14 protein-coding genes are annotated in these 16,951 nt (G+C 63.2%); 3 read left to right on the forward strand and 11 right to left on the reverse strand.

The genetic code is table 11. From position 1 onward, the window contains the following. Positions 1 to 75: 75 nt before the first annotated feature. The 8 genes from BM193_RS23375 to BM193_RS23410 all read right to left on the reverse strand — a co-directional run bounded on the left by BM193_RS23375 (position 76) and on the right by BM193_RS23410 (position 10,286). Positions 76 to 1,011, reverse strand: coding sequence for a sugar ABC transporter substrate-binding protein (locus BM193_RS23375; protein ID WP_254786394.1), 936 nt, complete (start codon positions 1,009 to 1,011; stop codon positions 76 to 78). Positions 1,012 to 1,243: 232 nt separating this feature from the next. Next, entirely contained in the window at positions 1,244 to 2,125 is an 882-nt protein-coding gene (locus BM193_RS23380; RefSeq protein WP_092801453.1) for an EamA family transporter, read from the reverse strand. A gap of 137 nt (positions 2,126 to 2,262) precedes the next feature. Further along, the gene (locus BM193_RS23385) at positions 2,263 to 4,518 is read right to left on the reverse strand and encodes a YgiQ family radical SAM protein (RefSeq protein WP_217638518.1); all 2,256 of its coding nucleotides are present in this window, start codon (positions 4,516 to 4,518) and stop codon (positions 2,263 to 2,265) included. Between the two features lie 264 nt (positions 4,519 to 4,782). After that, positions 4,783 to 5,064 carry a DUF4404 family protein gene (locus BM193_RS23390; protein ID WP_092801458.1) on the reverse strand — a complete coding sequence of 94 codons (282 nt, stop codon included), beginning with the start codon at positions 5,062 to 5,064 and terminating at the stop codon, positions 4,783 to 4,785. A gap of 11 nt (positions 5,065 to 5,075) precedes the next feature. After that, positions 5,076 to 5,288, reverse strand: a complete 213-nt coding sequence (locus BM193_RS23395) for a VF530 family protein (RefSeq protein ID WP_092717418.1) — start codon at positions 5,286 to 5,288, stop codon at positions 5,076 to 5,078. Between the two features lie 118 nt (positions 5,289 to 5,406). Continuing rightward, on the reverse strand, positions 5,407 to 7,545 hold the full coding sequence (locus tag BM193_RS23400; protein WP_092801461.1) for a M3 family metallopeptidase: 2,139 nt from the start codon (positions 7,543 to 7,545) through the stop codon (positions 5,407 to 5,409). A 230-nt stretch (positions 7,546 to 7,775) separates the two neighbouring features. Next, positions 7,776 to 9,947 (reverse strand): M3 family metallopeptidase, encoded by a 2,172-nt coding sequence (locus BM193_RS23405; protein WP_175533396.1) that lies wholly within the window; start codon positions 9,945 to 9,947, stop codon positions 7,776 to 7,778. Between the two features lie 120 nt (positions 9,948 to 10,067). After that, positions 10,068 to 10,286, reverse strand: coding sequence for a SlyX family protein (locus BM193_RS23410; RefSeq protein ID WP_046683207.1), 219 nt, complete (start codon positions 10,284 to 10,286; stop codon positions 10,068 to 10,070). Positions 10,287 to 10,479: 193 nt separating this feature from the next. On the opposite strand from BM193_RS23410, the gene BM193_RS23415 reads away from it, so the two are divergent. Both BM193_RS23415 and BM193_RS23420 read left to right on the forward strand, forming a co-directional pair. Then, positions 10,480 to 10,833 carry a type II toxin-antitoxin system RelE/ParE family toxin gene (locus BM193_RS23415; RefSeq protein ID WP_302847675.1) on the forward strand — a complete coding sequence of 118 codons (354 nt, stop codon included), beginning with the start codon at positions 10,480 to 10,482 and terminating at the stop codon, positions 10,831 to 10,833. Continuing rightward, a complete protein-coding gene (locus BM193_RS23420) occupies positions 10,830 to 11,186 on the forward strand; it encodes an addiction module antidote protein (protein ID WP_092801470.1) in 357 nt (118 codons plus the stop codon). The genes BM193_RS23415 and BM193_RS23420 overlap by 4 nt, the downstream gene beginning before the upstream one ends. A 7-nt stretch (positions 11,187 to 11,193) precedes the next feature. On the opposite strand, the gene BM193_RS23425 is transcribed toward BM193_RS23420, so the two are convergent. Further along, complete coding sequence (locus BM193_RS23425) at positions 11,194 to 13,254, reverse strand: UvrD-helicase domain-containing protein (protein WP_092801473.1); 2,061 nt, start codon at positions 13,252 to 13,254, stop codon at positions 11,194 to 11,196. Positions 13,255 to 13,463: 209 nt separating this feature from the next. Between BM193_RS23425 and BM193_RS23430 the strand changes: the two genes are divergently transcribed. Then, the gene (locus BM193_RS23430; protein WP_092801476.1) at positions 13,464 to 13,949 is read left to right on the forward strand and encodes an SRPBCC family protein; all 486 of its coding nucleotides are present in this window, start codon (positions 13,464 to 13,466) and stop codon (positions 13,947 to 13,949) included. A 113-nt stretch (positions 13,950 to 14,062) separates the two neighbouring features. On the opposite strand, the gene BM193_RS23435 is transcribed toward BM193_RS23430, so the two are convergent. Both BM193_RS23435 and BM193_RS23440 read right to left on the reverse strand, forming a co-directional pair. Next, positions 14,063 to 15,184 (reverse strand): HD-GYP domain-containing protein, encoded by a 1,122-nt coding sequence (locus BM193_RS23435; RefSeq protein ID WP_254786389.1) that lies wholly within the window; start codon positions 15,182 to 15,184, stop codon positions 14,063 to 14,065. A 189-nt stretch (positions 15,185 to 15,373) separates the two neighbouring features. Next, entirely contained in the window at positions 15,374 to 16,822 is a 1,449-nt protein-coding gene (locus tag BM193_RS23440) for a dihydrolipoyl dehydrogenase (protein WP_092801676.1), read from the reverse strand. Positions 16,823 to 16,951: the final 129 nt, after the last annotated feature.

Consider the following 16,951-nt stretch of genomic DNA (forward strand, 5'->3'; position numbering starts at 1 on the left):
GCGGAAAAAGACGGCGGGGCCGGCGCCGCGCCCTCCAGTGGCTATGCGGACGCTGGCCCCGGCGGGATCAGACGATCAGGACTTGGCGTCCTTGGTGACCAGTTCGACCTTGGTTTCGATGACGCCGCCGAGATCGGCCTGTTTTTTCTTCTGTGCCAGGGCTTTCAGGACGGTGTCGATGCCGAACACGGCTTGCTGCGAACCGAACTGGTCGGCGGTGGCCAGCACGCGGCCATCGGCCAGCATCGGCTTGATGGCGTTGATGTTGTCATAGCCGACGACCAGCACCTTGCCCGTCTTGCCGGCCGCCTTGATGGCGGAAATGGCGCCGATGGCCATGTTGTCGTTACCGCACAGCAAAGCCTTGATATTCGGGTTGGCATTCAGCATGGCGGCGGCCACCGTGTTGGCCGGGGCGATTTCCCACTGGCCCGACTGCACGCTGACGACCTTGGCACCGGCCGCCGTCATGGCGTCCTGGAAACCCAGGGTGCGCTGCTGCGCGTTGTAGGTGGTGGACACGCCTTCGATGATGCCGACGGGGTCGCCCTTCTTGATCTGCTTGGCCAGGTAGTCGCCCACCACCTTGGCGCCCTTGCGGTTGTCCGGGCCGACGAACGGCACGCTGATGCCCTTCTCTTTCAGGGCGCCCGCGTCGAGCTTGTTGTCGATGTTGACGACGATGATGCCCGCATCGATGGCTTTCTTCAGCACCGGCACCAGCGCCTTCGAGTCGGCCGGCGCGATCACCAGCGCGTTGACACGCGAAACGATCATCTGCTCGACCAGCTTGATCTGGCTCGACGTATCCGTCTCGTCCTTGATGCCGTTCGACAGCAAGTCGTACTTGGCGGCATTCGCCTTCTGATGCGCCTTGGCGCCATTTTCCATGGTCAGGAAAAATTCATTGGCGAGCGACTTCATCACCAGCGCCACCTTTGGTTTGGCTGGCGTCTGCGCCATCGCCGGCACGGCGGGCAAGGCACACACCAGGACAGCGGCAGCAATCATTTTCAGGCGAATACGGGATGTCATGAGCGTCTCCAGAGTTGTTGGTCAAGCACGTATACGGCATGCTTTTTAGGAAATTCTTTGTGCGCAAACGTTTGCGCGAAGCGAATAGTGCCTCAATGCCCCATATCAGTGCAAGCAAAACTGTAGCTGCGGTGCAGCAAAAAGGGGACGCCCAGAGGGAAACGGGCAGGCCGATATGATCAGCCTGCCGAGGGGAAATGCGCAGAAGTCAGGCGTTTGTTGCGGGGCGGGCGCTGGCCCACTGCACGGCCAGCACGCTGGCCAGCACCAGCAGCAAGCCCAGCATTGACCAGCCCGTCATGGCCTGCCCCAGCAAGGCCCAGCCCAGCACGACGGCCATCAGGGGACTGAGCAGCCCCAGCGAGGAAACGGCCACGGGCGACAGGCGGGCGATGCCGCGGAACCACAGGGCGTACGCCAGCAAGGCACCGGCCAGGCACAGGTAGGCGTAGGCCAGCACTTGCTGCAGGGATAGCGCCGGCAAGGGCGCGTCGGCCAGCCAGGCGACGGGCGCCAGCATCAGGCCGCCCAGCAGCAATTGCCAGCCCGTCAGCGCCAGCACGGGCAAGTCCGGCTTCCAGCGCCGCGTCAGATACGTGCCGGCCGCCATGCACGCCGTGCCGCCCAGCGCGGCGGCGATGCCGACGGGTTCCCACACCGTGCGCGGCGACAACAATAAGACACCCATGCCCAGCACGCCCAGCACGCTGGCCAGCAAGGCCAGGCGGGCCGGGCGGCGCCCTTCCACGCCCCAGGCCAGGCCCATCACCAGCAGCGGCTGGATGGCGCCCACCACGGCCGCCAGGCCGCCCGGCAGGCGGTAGGCGGCGACGAACAGCAGCGCCTGGAACACGCCGATATTCAGCGCCGACAGGATCAGCACCCTGCCCCAGTCGCGCCGCGCGGGCAGGCGCCGCATGATGAGCAGCAACAGCAGCCCGGCGGGCAGGACGCGGATCAGCGCGGCCGTGAAGGGACGGTCCGGCGGCAGCAGCTCGGACGTGACGATATACGTGGAACCCCAGATCAGGGGCGCCAGCGCGGTGAGCACGATATCGCCCCAGGCGGGGCGGAGAACAGAGGTGGACATAAACTATCTCGACATTAAGATAATTCCAGTGTGAGCGCGAACTATCTTGATGTCAAGATAAATACGCCGGCGTGGCGATGCGGCCGGGCAGAAAAAAACCCGGCGCGCAGGCCGGGTTCTGGATGCAGCAGTAAAACTTAGCGGCGCCCGCTGCGGGCCGGCGTGCCGCCCTTGGCTGGCGGCTTGGCGCCACGGCCCACGGGCGCGGCGGCCGGCTTGGCCTTGGTCTTGATGGTCGACAGGATCGATGGACGCACTTTCGACTCGACGGCCGTGGCCTTCGGCGCGGCGGCCGTGCCACCGAGGGCGATGCGGTTCTTGCCCGGCGTGACCTTGAACTTGTCCGGCGTGCCGGCGCCATGCGTCTGGCGGCTGCGTTCGCCAGCGGCCAGGCCGCCCGACTCGGACGAGGTCCAGGCAGGGATCAAGTGCTTGTCGCCATTGCCGATCAAGTCGCCACGCCCCATGTTGACCAGCGCTTCGCGCAAAATCGGCCAGTTGGCCGGGTCCTGGTAGCGCAGGAAGGCCTTATGCGTGCGGCGGATCTTGCCGCTGCGCGCCGTTTCCACCACTTCCGAATCGGCTGTTACCTTGCGCAAGGGATTCTTGCGCGTGTGGTACATGGTCGTGGCCATGGCCATCGGCGTGGGCATGAAGGTCTGCACCTGGTCCAATTTAAAATTGTTTTTCTTCAGCCACAGGGCCAGGTTTAGCATGTCCAGGTCCGTCGTGCCCGGATGGGCGGCGATGAAATACGGGATCAGATACTGCTTCTTGCCCGCTTCCAGCGAGAAACGGTCGAACATTTCCTTGAATTCGTCGTACGCGCCGATGCCGGGCTTCATCATCTTCGACAAGGTGCCCTCTTCCGTATGCTCAGGGGCAATCTTCAACAGGCCGCCCACGTGGTGCGTGACCAGCTCCTTGACGTACTCGGGCGAACGCACGGCCAGGTCGTAGCGCAAGCCCGAGCTGATCAAGACTTTCTTGATGCCGGGAATGGCGCGCGCCTTGCGGTACAGCGAGATGAGCTTGCTGTGGTCCGTGCCCAGGTTGACGCAGATGGACGGGTACACGCAGGACAGCCGGCGGCACGACACTTCGATCTCTTTTTCCTTGCAGGCCAGGCGGTACATATTCGCCGTCGGGCCGCCCATATCGGAAATGGTGCCCGTAAAGCCTTTGGTTTTATCGCGGATATGCTCGATTTCACGCAGGATCGACGGTTCCGAACGGCTCTGGATGATGCGGCCCTCGTGCTCCGTGATCGAACAGAAGGTGCAGCCGCCGAAGCAGCCGCGCATGATGTTGACGGAAAAGCGGATCATTTCCCAGGCCGGGATGTGCGCCTTGCCATAGCTCGGGTGCGGGGCGCGCGCGTAATTCATGTCGTACACGCCATCCATCTCGTCCATGGCCAGCGGCAACGGCGGCGGGTTGAGCCACACGTCGCGTTCGCCGTGCGCCTGCACCATGGCGCGCGCATTGCCGGGATTCGATTCCAGGTGGAACACGCGCGAGGCGTGCGCATACATGACGGGGTCATCCTTGACGACGTCATACGCGGGCAGGCGCACCACCGTCTTGTCGTGCTTTTCCTTGGCCATGGCCAGGCGCTCTTCGCGGCTCATGATGCGGATGGGCTTGATGACTTCGGCCGATTTCGACGCATTCTCGGTCGCGCAGGCGGTCTTGTCTTCCTGCACCATCTCATACGGGCTGTAGTGCGGATCGATCTTGCCGGGCACGTCGACGCGGGTGGAATTGTGCACGCCCCAGTCGTCGCCGGGCAGCCAGCCGGCCGGCACCATGAAGGCCGTGCCGCGCAGGTCGCGGATATCCTTGATGTGTTCGCCGGCGGCCAGGCGGTGGGTCAGGTCGACCAGCGCCCGCTCGGCATTGCCGAAGATCAGCAAATCAGCCTTGGAATCGGGCAAGACGGAACGGCGGACCTTGTCCGACCAGTAATCGTAATGGGCGATGCGGCGCAAGGACGCTTCGATGCTGCCGATGACGATGGGCACGTCGGAATACGCTTCGCGCGCGCGCTGGGCGTACACGGTGACGGCGCGGTCCGGGCGCTTGTTCGGTTCCGCGTTGGCCGTGTAGGCGTCGTCGGAGCGGATCTTGCGGTCGGCCGTGTACTGGTTGACCATGGAATCCATGTTGCCGGCGGTAATGCCGTAGTACAGGCGCGGCTTGCCGAGGATGCGGAAGGCGTCGGCCGACAGCCAGTCCGGCTGGCTGATGATGCCGACGCGATACCCCTGCGCTTCGAGCAGGCGGCCGACGAGGGCCATGCCGAAGCTCGGATGGTCGATATAGGCGTCGCCCGTGACGAGGATGACGTCGCACTGGTCCCAGCCCAGGGCGTCCATCTCGGCACGCGACATCGGCAGGAAAGGCGCCACGGCAGCGCGGGCAGACCGCTTGGGAACGGTCGCAAATAAATTGGTAGGGGAGCTCATAGGGTACGGATTGTACCGGAATTGGCCATTTCCAACCTGACGGCCTGCTTTTTACTGTTGGATTTCAGTACAAAAAACGTTTATTTTTCAATTACTTGGGGTCAGACCCGTCGGGGCAACGCGCCCCAGTGGGGCGCATTGCGATCGCGTAGCGACGGACCCCGATCAGCGCACAGCGATCGACTCCGATCAAATCCCCATATTGGCGAGAATCTCGCCAAGTTCCCGCAACGCCGGCTCCAGCTTCGGATGCTTGACGGCGAACTTGGCCGACAATTCCTGGCTGCGCTCGGCCAAACCATAGGTGGTCGATTCTGCTGCGTCCTGCTCTTGCGCGGCGCGCTTTTCCAGCAGCAGCTGGATGTCGCCATCGAGTTTCTGCAGCAAACCATGCAGTTCCTCATCCACAGGATCGCCGGACGCGATGCTCGATTGCAGCTGTTGTAACGATTCCTTGAGTTTGCTATCCATGTCTCTTCCTGTCAGTCAGTAAATTGCGTGTCCAGGAACAATTGTTCCACCTTGCTCCTGGCCCACGGGGTCTTGCGCAAAAACTTCAGGCTCGACTTGATGCTGGGATCGCTGATGAAGCAATTGATATCGATGTGCTTGGCCAGGCCATCCCAGCCGTAGTGGGCTTGCAGGCGCGTCACGATTGCTTCCAGGGTAATGCCATTCAAATCTTGCTGACTCATCATTCTCTTTCGACTGCCTGGGTTACGTCTTACTGACATCTTACTCAATTCTACGCCGCCGGCACGGAAAGCTTGCGTGCGCCGGGACGACGCAGCGCAAGCATCCGATGGGGACGCCTTACTTGGCGTTCAAGCCACGGCGTTCCAGCAGCGGCTCCACGGTGGCGTCGCGGCCGCGGAAGTCGCGGAACAGCTGCAGCGCATCGACGCTGCCGCCGCGCGACAGCAGTTTATTGCGGAACCAGTCGCCATTCTTGCGCGTCAGGCCGCCGTTTTCCTTGAACCAGTTGACCGATTCCGCGTCCAGCTTTTCCGACCACAGGTAGGCGTAATACGCCGCCGAGTAGCCGCCCGAGAAGCTGTGCGAGAAGTACGTCGTGCGGTAGCGCGGCGGCACGGGGGCGTAATCGACACCCGCGTCTTTCAGCGAGGCCGCCTCAAAGGCCAGCACGTCGGTCGGGATCTGTGCCGGGGTCAGCTGGTGCCAGCGCTGGTCCAGCAGGGCCGCCGACAAGTATTCCGTCGTCATGAAACCCTGGTTGAATTTCTTCGCCGCCGTCACCTTGTCGAGCAATTCCTGCGGCATGGCCGCGCCGCTCTGATAGTGCTTGGCATAGTTTTGCAACACTTCCGGCCAGACGGCCCACATTTCATTGACTTGCGATGGATACTCGACGAAGTCGCTCGGCACGCTGGTGCCGGCAAAGCGCGGGTATTTCACGTTCGAGAACATGCCGTGCAGCGCATGGCCGAATTCGTGGAACATGGTCGTCACTTCGTCGAACGTCAGCAAGGTCGGCTGGCCGGCCGGCGGCTTCGGAATGTTCAACTGGTTGGCCACCACCGGATGCGTGCCCAGCAGCGCCGATTGCGACACGTATTCATTCATCCACGCGCCGCCATGCTTGTTGCCGCGCGCATAGAAGTCGGCGATGAACAGGGCCAGCGGCTTGCCGTTGGCATCCAGAACGTCGTAGACGCGCACGTCCGGGTTGTACACCGGCAAGTCCTTCCGTTCCTTGAAGCTGATGCCATACAGTTTATTGGCGGCAAAGAAGACGCCATTGTTCAGCACGCTGTTCAATTCCAAATACGGTTTCAGCTCGTTTTCATCAAAGTTGAAACGTTGCTTGCGCAGCTTGTCCGTGTAGATGGCCCAGTCGGCCGCCGCCACCTGGAAACCGCCTTGTTCCGCATCGACCACTTGCTGCAGGTCGGCCGCCTCGCGGCGCGCGTTGGCCACAGCCGGTTTCGCCAGTTCCGACAGCAGGGTATTGACGGCCGTCGTGGTCTTGGCCGTCTGGTCTTCCAGCGCATACGCGGCGTAGTTGGCGTAGCCGAGCAAAGTCGCCCGTTCGGCGCGCAATTTCGCCAGCTTCAGCACGATGGCGCGGTTGTCGAATTCGCCGCCCTGGCTGCCGCGGTTCAGCGACGCGTCCATCAGGCGCTGGCGCGTGGCGCGGTTGGTCAGCACGGCCAATGGCGGCTGGCCGCTGGTGTTCACCAGAGCGATGACGAACTTGCCCGTCAAGCCACGTTCCTTGGCGGCTGCGGCGGCCGTGTCGATATCGCTGTCCGTCATGCCGGCCAGCTCCGCGCGCGTGTCGACGATGATGCTCTTGGCATTCGTTTCCTTCAGCACGTTTTGCGCGAAGGCCGTTTCCAGGCCCGCCTGCTCGGCGTTGTAGGCTTTCAGCTTGTCCTTATCCGCGTCCGACAGCTTGGCGCCGGCGCGCACGAAATCCGTGTGGTAGCGCTCGAGCAGGCGCAGGGATTCGGCGTCGAGGCCCAGCTTGTCGCGCTTGGCGTACAGGGTGTCGATGCGGGCGAACAGTTTCGGATTCAGGGCGATGGCGTCGCCATGCGCGGCCAGCTTGGGCGACACATCCACTTCCACCGCTTCGAGCACGCTGTTCGTGTTGGTCGACGTCATGTTGCCAAAGATGCTTTGCACGCGGTGCAGCAACTGCCCCGTGCGTTCCAGCGCGACGATGGTGTTCTCGAACGTGGCCGGCTGGCGGTTGTTGGCGATCGCATTGACTTCGGCCAGCTGGCGTTTCATGCCTTCGGCAAACGCCGGCGCATAGTGTTCATCCTTGATCAGGCCGAACTGCGGCATCTGGAACGGCAGCGGACTGGCTTTCAGCAAGGGATTCTGGGCGCTGACAGTCGCGGCAGGGGCGGCGGCCAGGGCGGAAGGAGCGGCGTGGGCCAGCATGATGCTGGCGGCGATGACGAGCAGTTGTGGACGGATCATGACATCTTTCTGGAAGCACGGGGAAGAACCGCGATCGCATCGCGGGCCAGTGGCAGATCATAGCAGCCTGTCACACAGGCGTCATCCAACGTGGGCGATATGCTGGCCCCAAGGCTCAACTGCGCGGTTTACCACGGTTTGCGCGGCGATTCGCCAAATAAAAATGGCCGCCCATTGCCGGGCGGCCATTCTTGTTCCGCACCGGCCAGGCCGGTGACGGGGAGTGACGATTACTTGGCGTTCAAGCCACGGCGCTCCAGCAGCGGCTCGATCTTCGCATCGCGGCCGCGGAAGTTGCGGTAGATGTCCAGCGCATCGGCGCTGCCGCCGCGCGACAGCAGTTTATTGCGGAACCAGTCGCCGTTTTTGCGCGTCAGGCCGCCGTTTTCCTTGAACCACTCGACGGTATCGGCATCGAGCTTTTCCGACCACAGGTAGGCGTAATAGCCGGCCGAGTAGCCGCCCGCGAACGCGTGCGAGAAGTAAGTGGTGCGGTAGCGCGGCGGCGCCGGCGCGAAATCGACGCCCGCGTCGGCCAGCGCCGCTTTTTCAAAGGCGATCACGTCGGTCGGGATCTGTGCCGGGGTCAGCTGGTGCCAGCGCTGGTCCAGCAAGGCCGAGGCCAGGTATTCCGTGGTCTTGTAGCCCTGGTTGAAATTGTCGGCGGCCGTTACCTTGGCCAGCAGTTCGGCGGGAATCGCCGCGCCCGTCTGGTAGTGCTTGGCGTAGTTTTGCAGCACTTCCGGCCACAGGGCCCACATTTCATTGACTTGCGACGGGTATTCGACGAAGTCGCGCGGCACGCTGGTGCCGGCGAAGCGCGGGTATTTCACGTTCGAGAACATGCCGTGCAGCGCATGGCCGAATTCGTGGAACATGGTGTTGACTTCGTCAAACGTCATCAGGGTCGGCTGGCCCGCTTCCGGCTTGGGAATGTTCAGGTTATTCGCGATGACCGGCTTGCGGTTCAACAAGCCCGACTGGCCCACGTAGGCGTTCGCCCAGGCGCCGCCGCGCTTGTTGCTGCGCGCGTAAGGATCGAGCGTGAAGATGGCCAGCTGCGTGCCGTCTTCATTGAAGACGTCATACACCAGCATGTCCGCGTTATACACCGGCAAGTCGGTACGCTGCTTGAAGGTCAGGCCATACAATTTACCTGCGGCAAAGAACACGCCCTTGGTCAGCACGCTGTGCATTTCAAAGTACGGTTTGAGTTGCGTCTCGTCAAAGTTGTAGCGTTCGGCGCGCACTTTGTCGCTATAGAAAGCCCAGTCGGCGGCGCCCACCTTGAAGCCGCCTTTGCCCGCATCGATGATCTTCTGGATATCGTCCGCTTCCCGGCGCGCATTGACGACGGCCGGCTTGGCCAGCTCGCCCAGCAAGGCGTTCACGGCGGTGGTGTCGTGCGCCGTCTGGTCTTCCAGCGAATACGCCGCGTAGTTCGGGTAGCCCATCAGCGCTGCACGTTCGGCGCGCAGTTTCGCCAGTTCCAGCACTTCCTGGGTGTTGTCGAACTCGCCGCCACGGCTGCCGCGCGCTTGCGAGGCGGCCATGATGCGTTCGCGCAAGGCGCGGTTGGTCAGCAGCGCCAACGGCGCCTGGCCCGTCGTGTTGACGAGGGCGATCACGTATTTGCCGTCCAGGCCGCGCTTCTTGGCCAGACCGGCGGCCACTTCGATGGCGGCTGGCGACAGGCCGTCGAGCTCTTCGCGCGTGTCGACGACGACGGCCGAAGCGTTCAATTCCTTCAGTACATTTTGCGCGAACTTGGTCGACAGGGCAGCCAGCTGGCCGTTGTAGGCGCGCAGCTTTTCCTTATCGGCCGACGACAGCTTGGCGCCGGCGCGCACGAAATCGGTGTGGTAGCGTTCCAGCAAGCGCTTCGATTCCGCATCCAGGCCCAGCTTGTCACGCTTGGCGTACAGGGTGTCGATGCGCTTGAACAGCTTGTCGTTGAGCATGATCGCGTCGCTGTGGGCCGCCATCTTCGGCGCCAGCTCGCGTTCCAGGCCCTGGATCGTGTCATTCGTGTTCGAGCCGGACATCACGGAAAACACGGTGCGCACGCGGCCCAGCAGCTGGCCCGAGCGTTCCATGGCGACGATGGTGTTGTCGAAGGTGGCCGCTTTCGGATTGTTGGCGATCGCGTTGATCTCGGCCAGGTGGGCGGCCATGCCTGCCGTAAAGGCGGGCGCGTAGTCGGCGTCCTGCACCTTGTCGAACGGCGGATACTGGAAGGGCAGGCTGCTGGCCTGCGCAAACGGATTCGAGGCAGGCAGTGCGGCAGCCGCGGTAGCGGTAGCCTTGACGGTCGCGGCGGTGGTCGGCGCGGTGGCGGCGGCAAAAGCGGCTGGCGCCAGCATCAGGCTGGCGGCGATGACGAGCAGGGTTGGACGGGTCATGTCTTCTTTCAAGAAACGCAAGAGTGCCGCGATGGTGTCGCGGGCCAGCCTGAAATAATAACAGCCAGAAACACTTGCGTCACCCGCAACTACCGATGGTAGCGATACGCCCGTACAGCTTTAGTAATGCGGCGGACGTTCGTTGACCAGCCCGCCATTCGCCTGCTGCGCCCCATCGCGCACGTGCTCGCCCAGCTTGTGCAGCATCGCTTCCAATTGATCGATGCGCTTGCCCTGCTGGTACACCATCTGGTTCAGCGACTCGACCAGGTCTTCCTGCTGCGCCAGCTTGATCTCGATATCGACGAAACGTATTTCCATCTGTTCTGCATTGTCCATGGTGCTCATTCCTGACTCAAAGCGGCATTCTACCGCCGCAGCGGCGTGCGCCAGCACAAACACAGCGCATTCTTCCCGGCGCGGCGTCGATTCCTGCCTATTCTCTGCGTATGGCTGCATCAAACCGCTTGACGAATGAGAACAAACGATTACAATAAATGAACCAACACCAACACCAACCGAGCCACCGCTGATCGACACGCGCAAGACGGCCGAATACCGGCGCTGGGAAGATTCCCTGCACGATGTGGCGGCGGCCGCCATCGATGCGCGCATCAAGCATTTGCAGCACGGTAAGAAGGGGGACTGGCGGCCAGTGGGCGAAGGCGTGTGCGAGCTGCGCTTTTTACAGACCGGGCCCGGCTGGCGCGTGTATTTTCACGAAACGAACCGGGGCACCCTGATCTTGCTGCTGCTGGGTGGCAATAAATCCAGCCAGCAGCGCGACATCAAACAGGCGCAAGCGATCCTCAAAGCGCTGAAAGCCCGGCAGGCGGCCATGCGCAAAGCGGCGGCAAGCCCATCGACAGGAGCACGAACGAAATGAACCAGGACAGTGACCACGATACCTTCGACCTCGACGACCTGGAAGCATTAGGCCTGAGCAAATTTGATCCGACGCAACACCTGACCAGCAAGGCCGCCGTGGCCGCCTACATGAGCGAAATCGTCGCCACCGGCAACGCCGAACTGTTCCAGTCGGCCATGAACGACGTGGTGCGCGCCTACGGCATGGGCAAGGTGGCGGCCCGGGCCGACATCACGCGCGAAGGCGCATACAAGGCCTTGCGCACAGGCAGCAAGCCGCGCTTTGAAACCATTTTAAAGATGCTCGATGCGCTGGGCATGCAGCTGGCCATCGTGCCCAAAACCACGCCCGACAGCGCCGTGGAAGCGTGAACGCCGCTTAAGCCTTCGGCGCGGCCAGCAAGGCCTTCATGCGCGCCAGACGTTCTTTCGGCGAAATCACTTCCGCCTCCGTCGGCACGGCGTCGCCCACGTCGAGCTGCATTTCCTTGATGAAGCGCGACGGGTCGCAATGCACTTGCTCGCCGGCCCGCTTGCGCTTCTTGCACCAGGTAACGTGCAAGGTGCGCTGGGCCCGCGTAATGCCCACATACATCAGGCGTCGCTCTTCCTGGATGCGCGCGGCGATGGTCTCGGCCGGCGCGTCCGCGTCGCCCTTGTGCGGCAAAATCCCCTCTTCCACGCCCACCAGGAACACGTGCGGAAATTCCAGCCCTTTCGACGCGTGCAGGGTCGACATGCGCACGGCGTCCTGCTCCTCGTCCTTGCCTTCCAGCATCGTCATCAGGGCCACCATCTGCGTCAATTCCAGCACGTTCTTTTCTTCGCCGTCGCGGTCCTTGCCGCCGCGGCCCCGTTCCTTGAGCCAGTTGACGAATTCCAGCACGTTCTGCCACTTGCTTTGCGCTTGCCGTTCCTCGAAGGCATCGTACAGATACGATTCATAGTGGATTTCCTTCATCATGTCATCCAGCACTTCGGCCGCGTTGTCGCCGCTGCCGGCCGCGCCGGGGCGGCTGGCGCGCGATTCCAGGTCATTGATGAAGTTGCAGAAGTCGCGCAGCGGACCCAGCTGGCGGTCCGTCAGCTTGGCCTCGATGCCGCCTTTGAAAACGGCCTGGAACAGCGAGCACTGCCACTGCCCCGAGAACGCGCCCAGCACCTCCAGGGTCGACTGGCCCACGCCACGGCGCGGCGTCGTCACGGCGCGAATGAAGGCCGGGTCGTCGTCCTCGTTGGCCAGCAGGCGCAGATAGCTGATGATGTCCTTGATCTCGGCCTTGTCAAAAAAACTCTGGCCGCCCGAGATCGTGTACGGAATGCGCTCCTTGCGCAGGCACTGCTCGATGATGCGCGCCTGGTGGTTGCCCCGGTACAAAATCGCGTAGTCGGAAAATTTATTCTTGCGCTCGAAATGGTCGGCCGAGATCATGATGGCGACCTGCTCCGCCTCCTGCTCGTCCGTCTGCATGCCCAGCACCTTGATCGGCTCGCCCAGGCCATGCTCGGACCACAGCGACTTTTCAAACAGCTTCGGGTTGTTGCCGATGACGGCATTGGCCGCGTTCAGCACGCGCATGGTGGAGCGGTAATTCTGCTCCAGTTTGATGACGCGCAAATCGGGGAAATCCGTCTCCAGCGTTTTCAGATTTTCCACCGTGGCGCCGCGCCACGCATAGATCGCCTGGTCGTCGTCGCCCACGGCCGTAAACATCGGCTTCTTGCCGATGCCCGTCACCATCAGTTTCACCAGTTCGTACTGGCAGGTATTCGTATCCTGGTACTCGTCGACGAGCAGGTAGCGCAGGCGGCGCTGCCACTTGTCGCGCACGGGGCCGTTATTGCGGAACAGTTCCACCGGCAAACGGATCAGATCGTCGAAATCGACGGCCTGGTAGGCGGACAAGGTGGCGACATAGCTGCGGTAGATGCGCGCCGCGTTCGCTTCGTCCTCATCCTTGGCCTGCGCCAGCGCCATGTCCGGATCGATCAGGCCATTCTTCCACAGCGACATGGCGTTCTGGATGCCGCGGATCACCTGTTTATCGGTGGTAATGGCCAGGTCTTGCACCAGCGAAAAACAGTCGTCGCTGTCCATGATGGAAAAACGGTCCTTCAGCCCAACGCCATTGGCTTCCTGGCGCAGGATTTTCACGCCCAGCGAGTGGAAGGTCGACACCGTCAGCTGCTTGGCCTGGCGCGGCTGTTTCAACAGCTTGGCAATGCGCTCCTGCATCTCCAGCGCCGCCTTGTTGGTGAAGGTCAGGGCGGCGATGGTGCGCGGGTCGTAGCCCCGGTCTTCGATCAGGTGGGCGATCTTTTGCGTGATCACGCGCGTCTTGCCCGAGCCGGCGCCCGCCAGCACCAGGCAGGGGCCGTCGAGGTAGGTAACCGCTTCGCTTTGGGGAACGTTGAGACCGAATTGTGGCGCTTTGGACATCAGGGTATTTCCGGAGGGAACAGCAGCCCATTGTAACAGCGTCGCGTGCGCATTTTGCGCGCGGGCGCATGCCTGAAAAACAGGCAACGGCATTGATATATCGCCATATGCCGCCATCTTGAGCGCTGCAATGCGTGCGGCCAGGCCACGCCTGGAGTACCATTCCGCCTATCTCGCCCGTGCGCACTCTCTTACCGAATGGCAGTCCTATGAAATTTGAACACCTGATTGAAATTAACGATCCGCTCAACCCGCTGATCGATACCCTGACCCTGGAGCAAGTGTGGCGCGGCCTGGTCTTGCGCGCCGAATCGCCGAAACTGTTCGTGCCGCACCTGGACGAGTGCCGGATCAGCGAACACAGCGACACCGGCTTCGCCCGCAGCCTGCGCTATGGCGAGCTGGTCATCAATGACAAGGTGGTGCTGGTGCCGCAATTGCAAGTGCGTTACGAAGTGCCGGCGCAGCAAGACATCAGCGCCTCGTCGCTGGTGATGACCATCGAGATGCCCGACGAAGCCAGCCTGTGGGTGCGCTTCCAGTACGACGACGGCCATGACGCGGCCACCGACGAGGCCAACGCCCTGTACGACGACTTCCGCCGCTCCGCCTACAAGGAGTCCGACATCGACACCGTGCGCATCATGCGCGAGCTGGCCCTCGAAGGACGGCTGGACGCGGGCTTGCTGAATTAAGCGATGCATGCAGAGCGTGCCTGGCAGACGTTCAGGGCCAGGCGCCTTGCCGAAGGCAGTACGCAAGTACGACGAGGCAATGCAACAACGCCATGGGCGTCTTTCCAGCCGCGCTACACTCTTGCGCTGCGGCCCCACAGCTGGTCGGGGCGAAACTGCAGCCCCGCCTGCTCCGCGCTGAGCACTTCGCGGATGGCGTGCAAATCCACGCGCGTGTCGCGCCGCAAGGGCACGTCCAGGCGCGCGCCGCGCGGGCCGATCAGCGACTGCACGTGCGGCGTGGCCGCGCTGAGTCCCTTGCGCGTGACGACGCCGATCTCCCCATTGAGCAGCCTGACGAAAGTGCCGACCGGGTAAATGCCCAGCTCGCGCACCAGCAGGGAGGCCAGCGGCGCATCGAGCGTCGCCTTGTCGGCCATCAGCATTTCACGCAGGGCCGCGTTCGGCAACAGGGGCTTGCGGTAGCTGCGCGCCGAGATACGCGCGCAGTAGCGGTCGGCCAGCATGATCAGCCGGGCGCCGACGCCGATCTCCGCCCCCTGGATGCCCAGCGGATAGCCGCTGCCATCGACATTTTCATGGTGCTGCAGCACGGCTTGCAGCCACACGGCATCGCCCACGCCGGCCGCGCGCAGCAGGTTGACGCCCGCCTGCGGATGGGCGCGGATGTAGGCCCGCTCGGCCTCGTCCAGCGGGCCTTCCTTGTGCTGGAACTGCGCGTGGCGCGCCAGCATGCCCACGTTCATGCTCAGCGCGGCCAGCACCACGCTGCGGATCACCGCGTCGTCGAGTTTCAGGGCGCGCGCCAGCAGGGCCGTGATGACGGCCGTGTCGACGCTGTGGCGCACGGCAAAATCGCCCGCGCCCTGGTTGTGCAGGATGCAGGCCAGGGCCACGTCGGCGTCCAGCGCGATGGCCTCGTCCACCAGTTGCGCCAGCGGCAGCAAGGGCGCGTGGCTGCCCGCCTGCCCGGCGGCAATGGCCGGCAAGACCAGCGCCAGGCCCGCAGTGACCAGGTTCAGCATGCGCAGGGCCGACGGCGCCTCGCTTGCCGCGCGCGGCGCATCCTCGCTGGTATCGGCGATGACGCCGCGCGCCAGCAACAGTTCGATCTGCGTCTCGCTGCTGATCACATGGCCCTGCCTGGCCAGCAAGCCGCCCGTCTCGCCATGCACGTCCCAGGGCAGGGCCAGGCCCAGGGCCAGTTCCCCCGCGTAAATGCGCCGAATCTTCACATCGTCTCCGTGTCATCGCTTGCATCCGCTTATGTTTACCATCCTGGCATCAGCGGCATGTGCCAATTGAAATGTTTTTTGCTTTTAATCAATATTTCAATGTGGCAGCGATAATCGCGCAATCGTGTGAGCTTGTCTACATAATTATGTAAATCGCAAAGTTGCAACAAATTCTCATGCTCTTTTGCATCAGACGCCGGGTGAACAATCGGCGCAGCCGGGCGCATGTTCCGGATCTTTTTCCAGGTGCAGCGCCAGTTCGCGCAAGGCCGTGCGCACGCCTTCCTCGATGACGGGGTGGTAGAACGGCATGTCGAGCATGGCCGGCACCGTCAGCTGGGCCTGGCACGCCCAGGCCAGCAGATGGCCCAGGTGTTCCGCCCGTGGGCCGATCAGCTCGGCACCGAGAAAGCGCTTGCTGCCGAACTCCGCGTACACGCGCAGCAAGCCCTGGTTTTGCAGCATCACGCGGCTGCGGCCCTGGTTGCCGAACGACACGGCGCCGACGGCAAAGCGGCCCGCGTGGCTCACGCACAATTGCTGGTAGGTGGCGCCCAGGGTGGCGATCTGCGGCTCCGTGAAGGCGATGGCCAGCGGCGTGCGGCGCAATCCCGCTTGCACGTCGGGAAAGCGCGCCGCGTTCTCGCCGGCGATGCGGCCTTCGTCGGCCGCCTCGGGCAGCAGCGGCAAGACGTTGTCGGCGTCGCCCGCGATGAAGATGGCGCTCTTGCCGCACTGCATGGTGCGCTGGTCGTGCAGGGGAATGCCGTGACGGTCGAGTTCGATTTGCGCCGTCTCCAGGCCGATCTGGTCCACGTTGGGACGGCGGCCGATGGCGGCCAGCACATACTCGAACTGCTCGGTCTTTTCCACGCCCGCGCCATCGCGGCTGGTCAGCGCGATGCCGCTGCCGTCCGGCGTTTTTGCCACGTGCGCCACCGTGGTCTGGAAGCGCAGGTCGAGTTCGCGCGCCAGCACCAGTCCCGCTTCCTGCAGCACCAGCGGATCGGTCAGCTGCGCCACCTTATTGCCGCGTGCAAACACCGTCACGCGCACGCCCAGGCGCGCCAGCGCCTGGCCCAGCTCCAGGCCGATGACGCCGCCGCCCACCACGGCGACTGACTCGGGCAAATCCGTCCATTCGAACACGGCGTCGCTGCTGATGACCCGCTCGCCCGCCGCCTGCCACTCGGGCGGCACGATGGGCGTGGACCCGGTGGCGATGACCACGCTGCTGGCCTCGACGATGGTGTGCTGATCCACCTGCAATGTGCCGGGGGAAATAAAACGCGCATGGCCGCGCAGCTTTTCCTCGTCGGGGATGGCGTTGACGCCGTCGAGCACGAAGCCGACAAAACGGTCGCGCTCGCTGCGCACCCTGGCCATGACTTGCTGGCCGTCGATGCGCACGGGGCCCGGATGCACGCCAAAGCCGGGCGCGGCGGCCACCGCATGGGCCGCCTCGGCCGCCGCGATCAGGAGCTTGCTGGGCATGCAGCCCACGCGCGCGCAGGTCGTGCCGTAGGGCCCGCTTTCGATCATCAGCACGCGCTTGCCCTGCATGCGCGCCGCCTTGTGCGCCGTCATGCCGGCCGTGCCGCTGCCGATCACGGCCACATCCACTCGTATCGTCTTCATGGTGCTGTCCATCCCGTTTCAGATTGATTACAGCCTTCGATACTACCCGTTTGCCGAAAATAAGGTTTTACTTTGCTGCAATATATGCATTAGTATAACTAATCATTTTTAAAGTTTATAAGCTGAGCT

Origin of the sequence: Janthinobacterium sp. 344, assembly GCF_900112025.1 — a bacterium.
GTDB lineage: Bacteria > Pseudomonadota > Gammaproteobacteria > Burkholderiales > Burkholderiaceae_D > Janthinobacterium.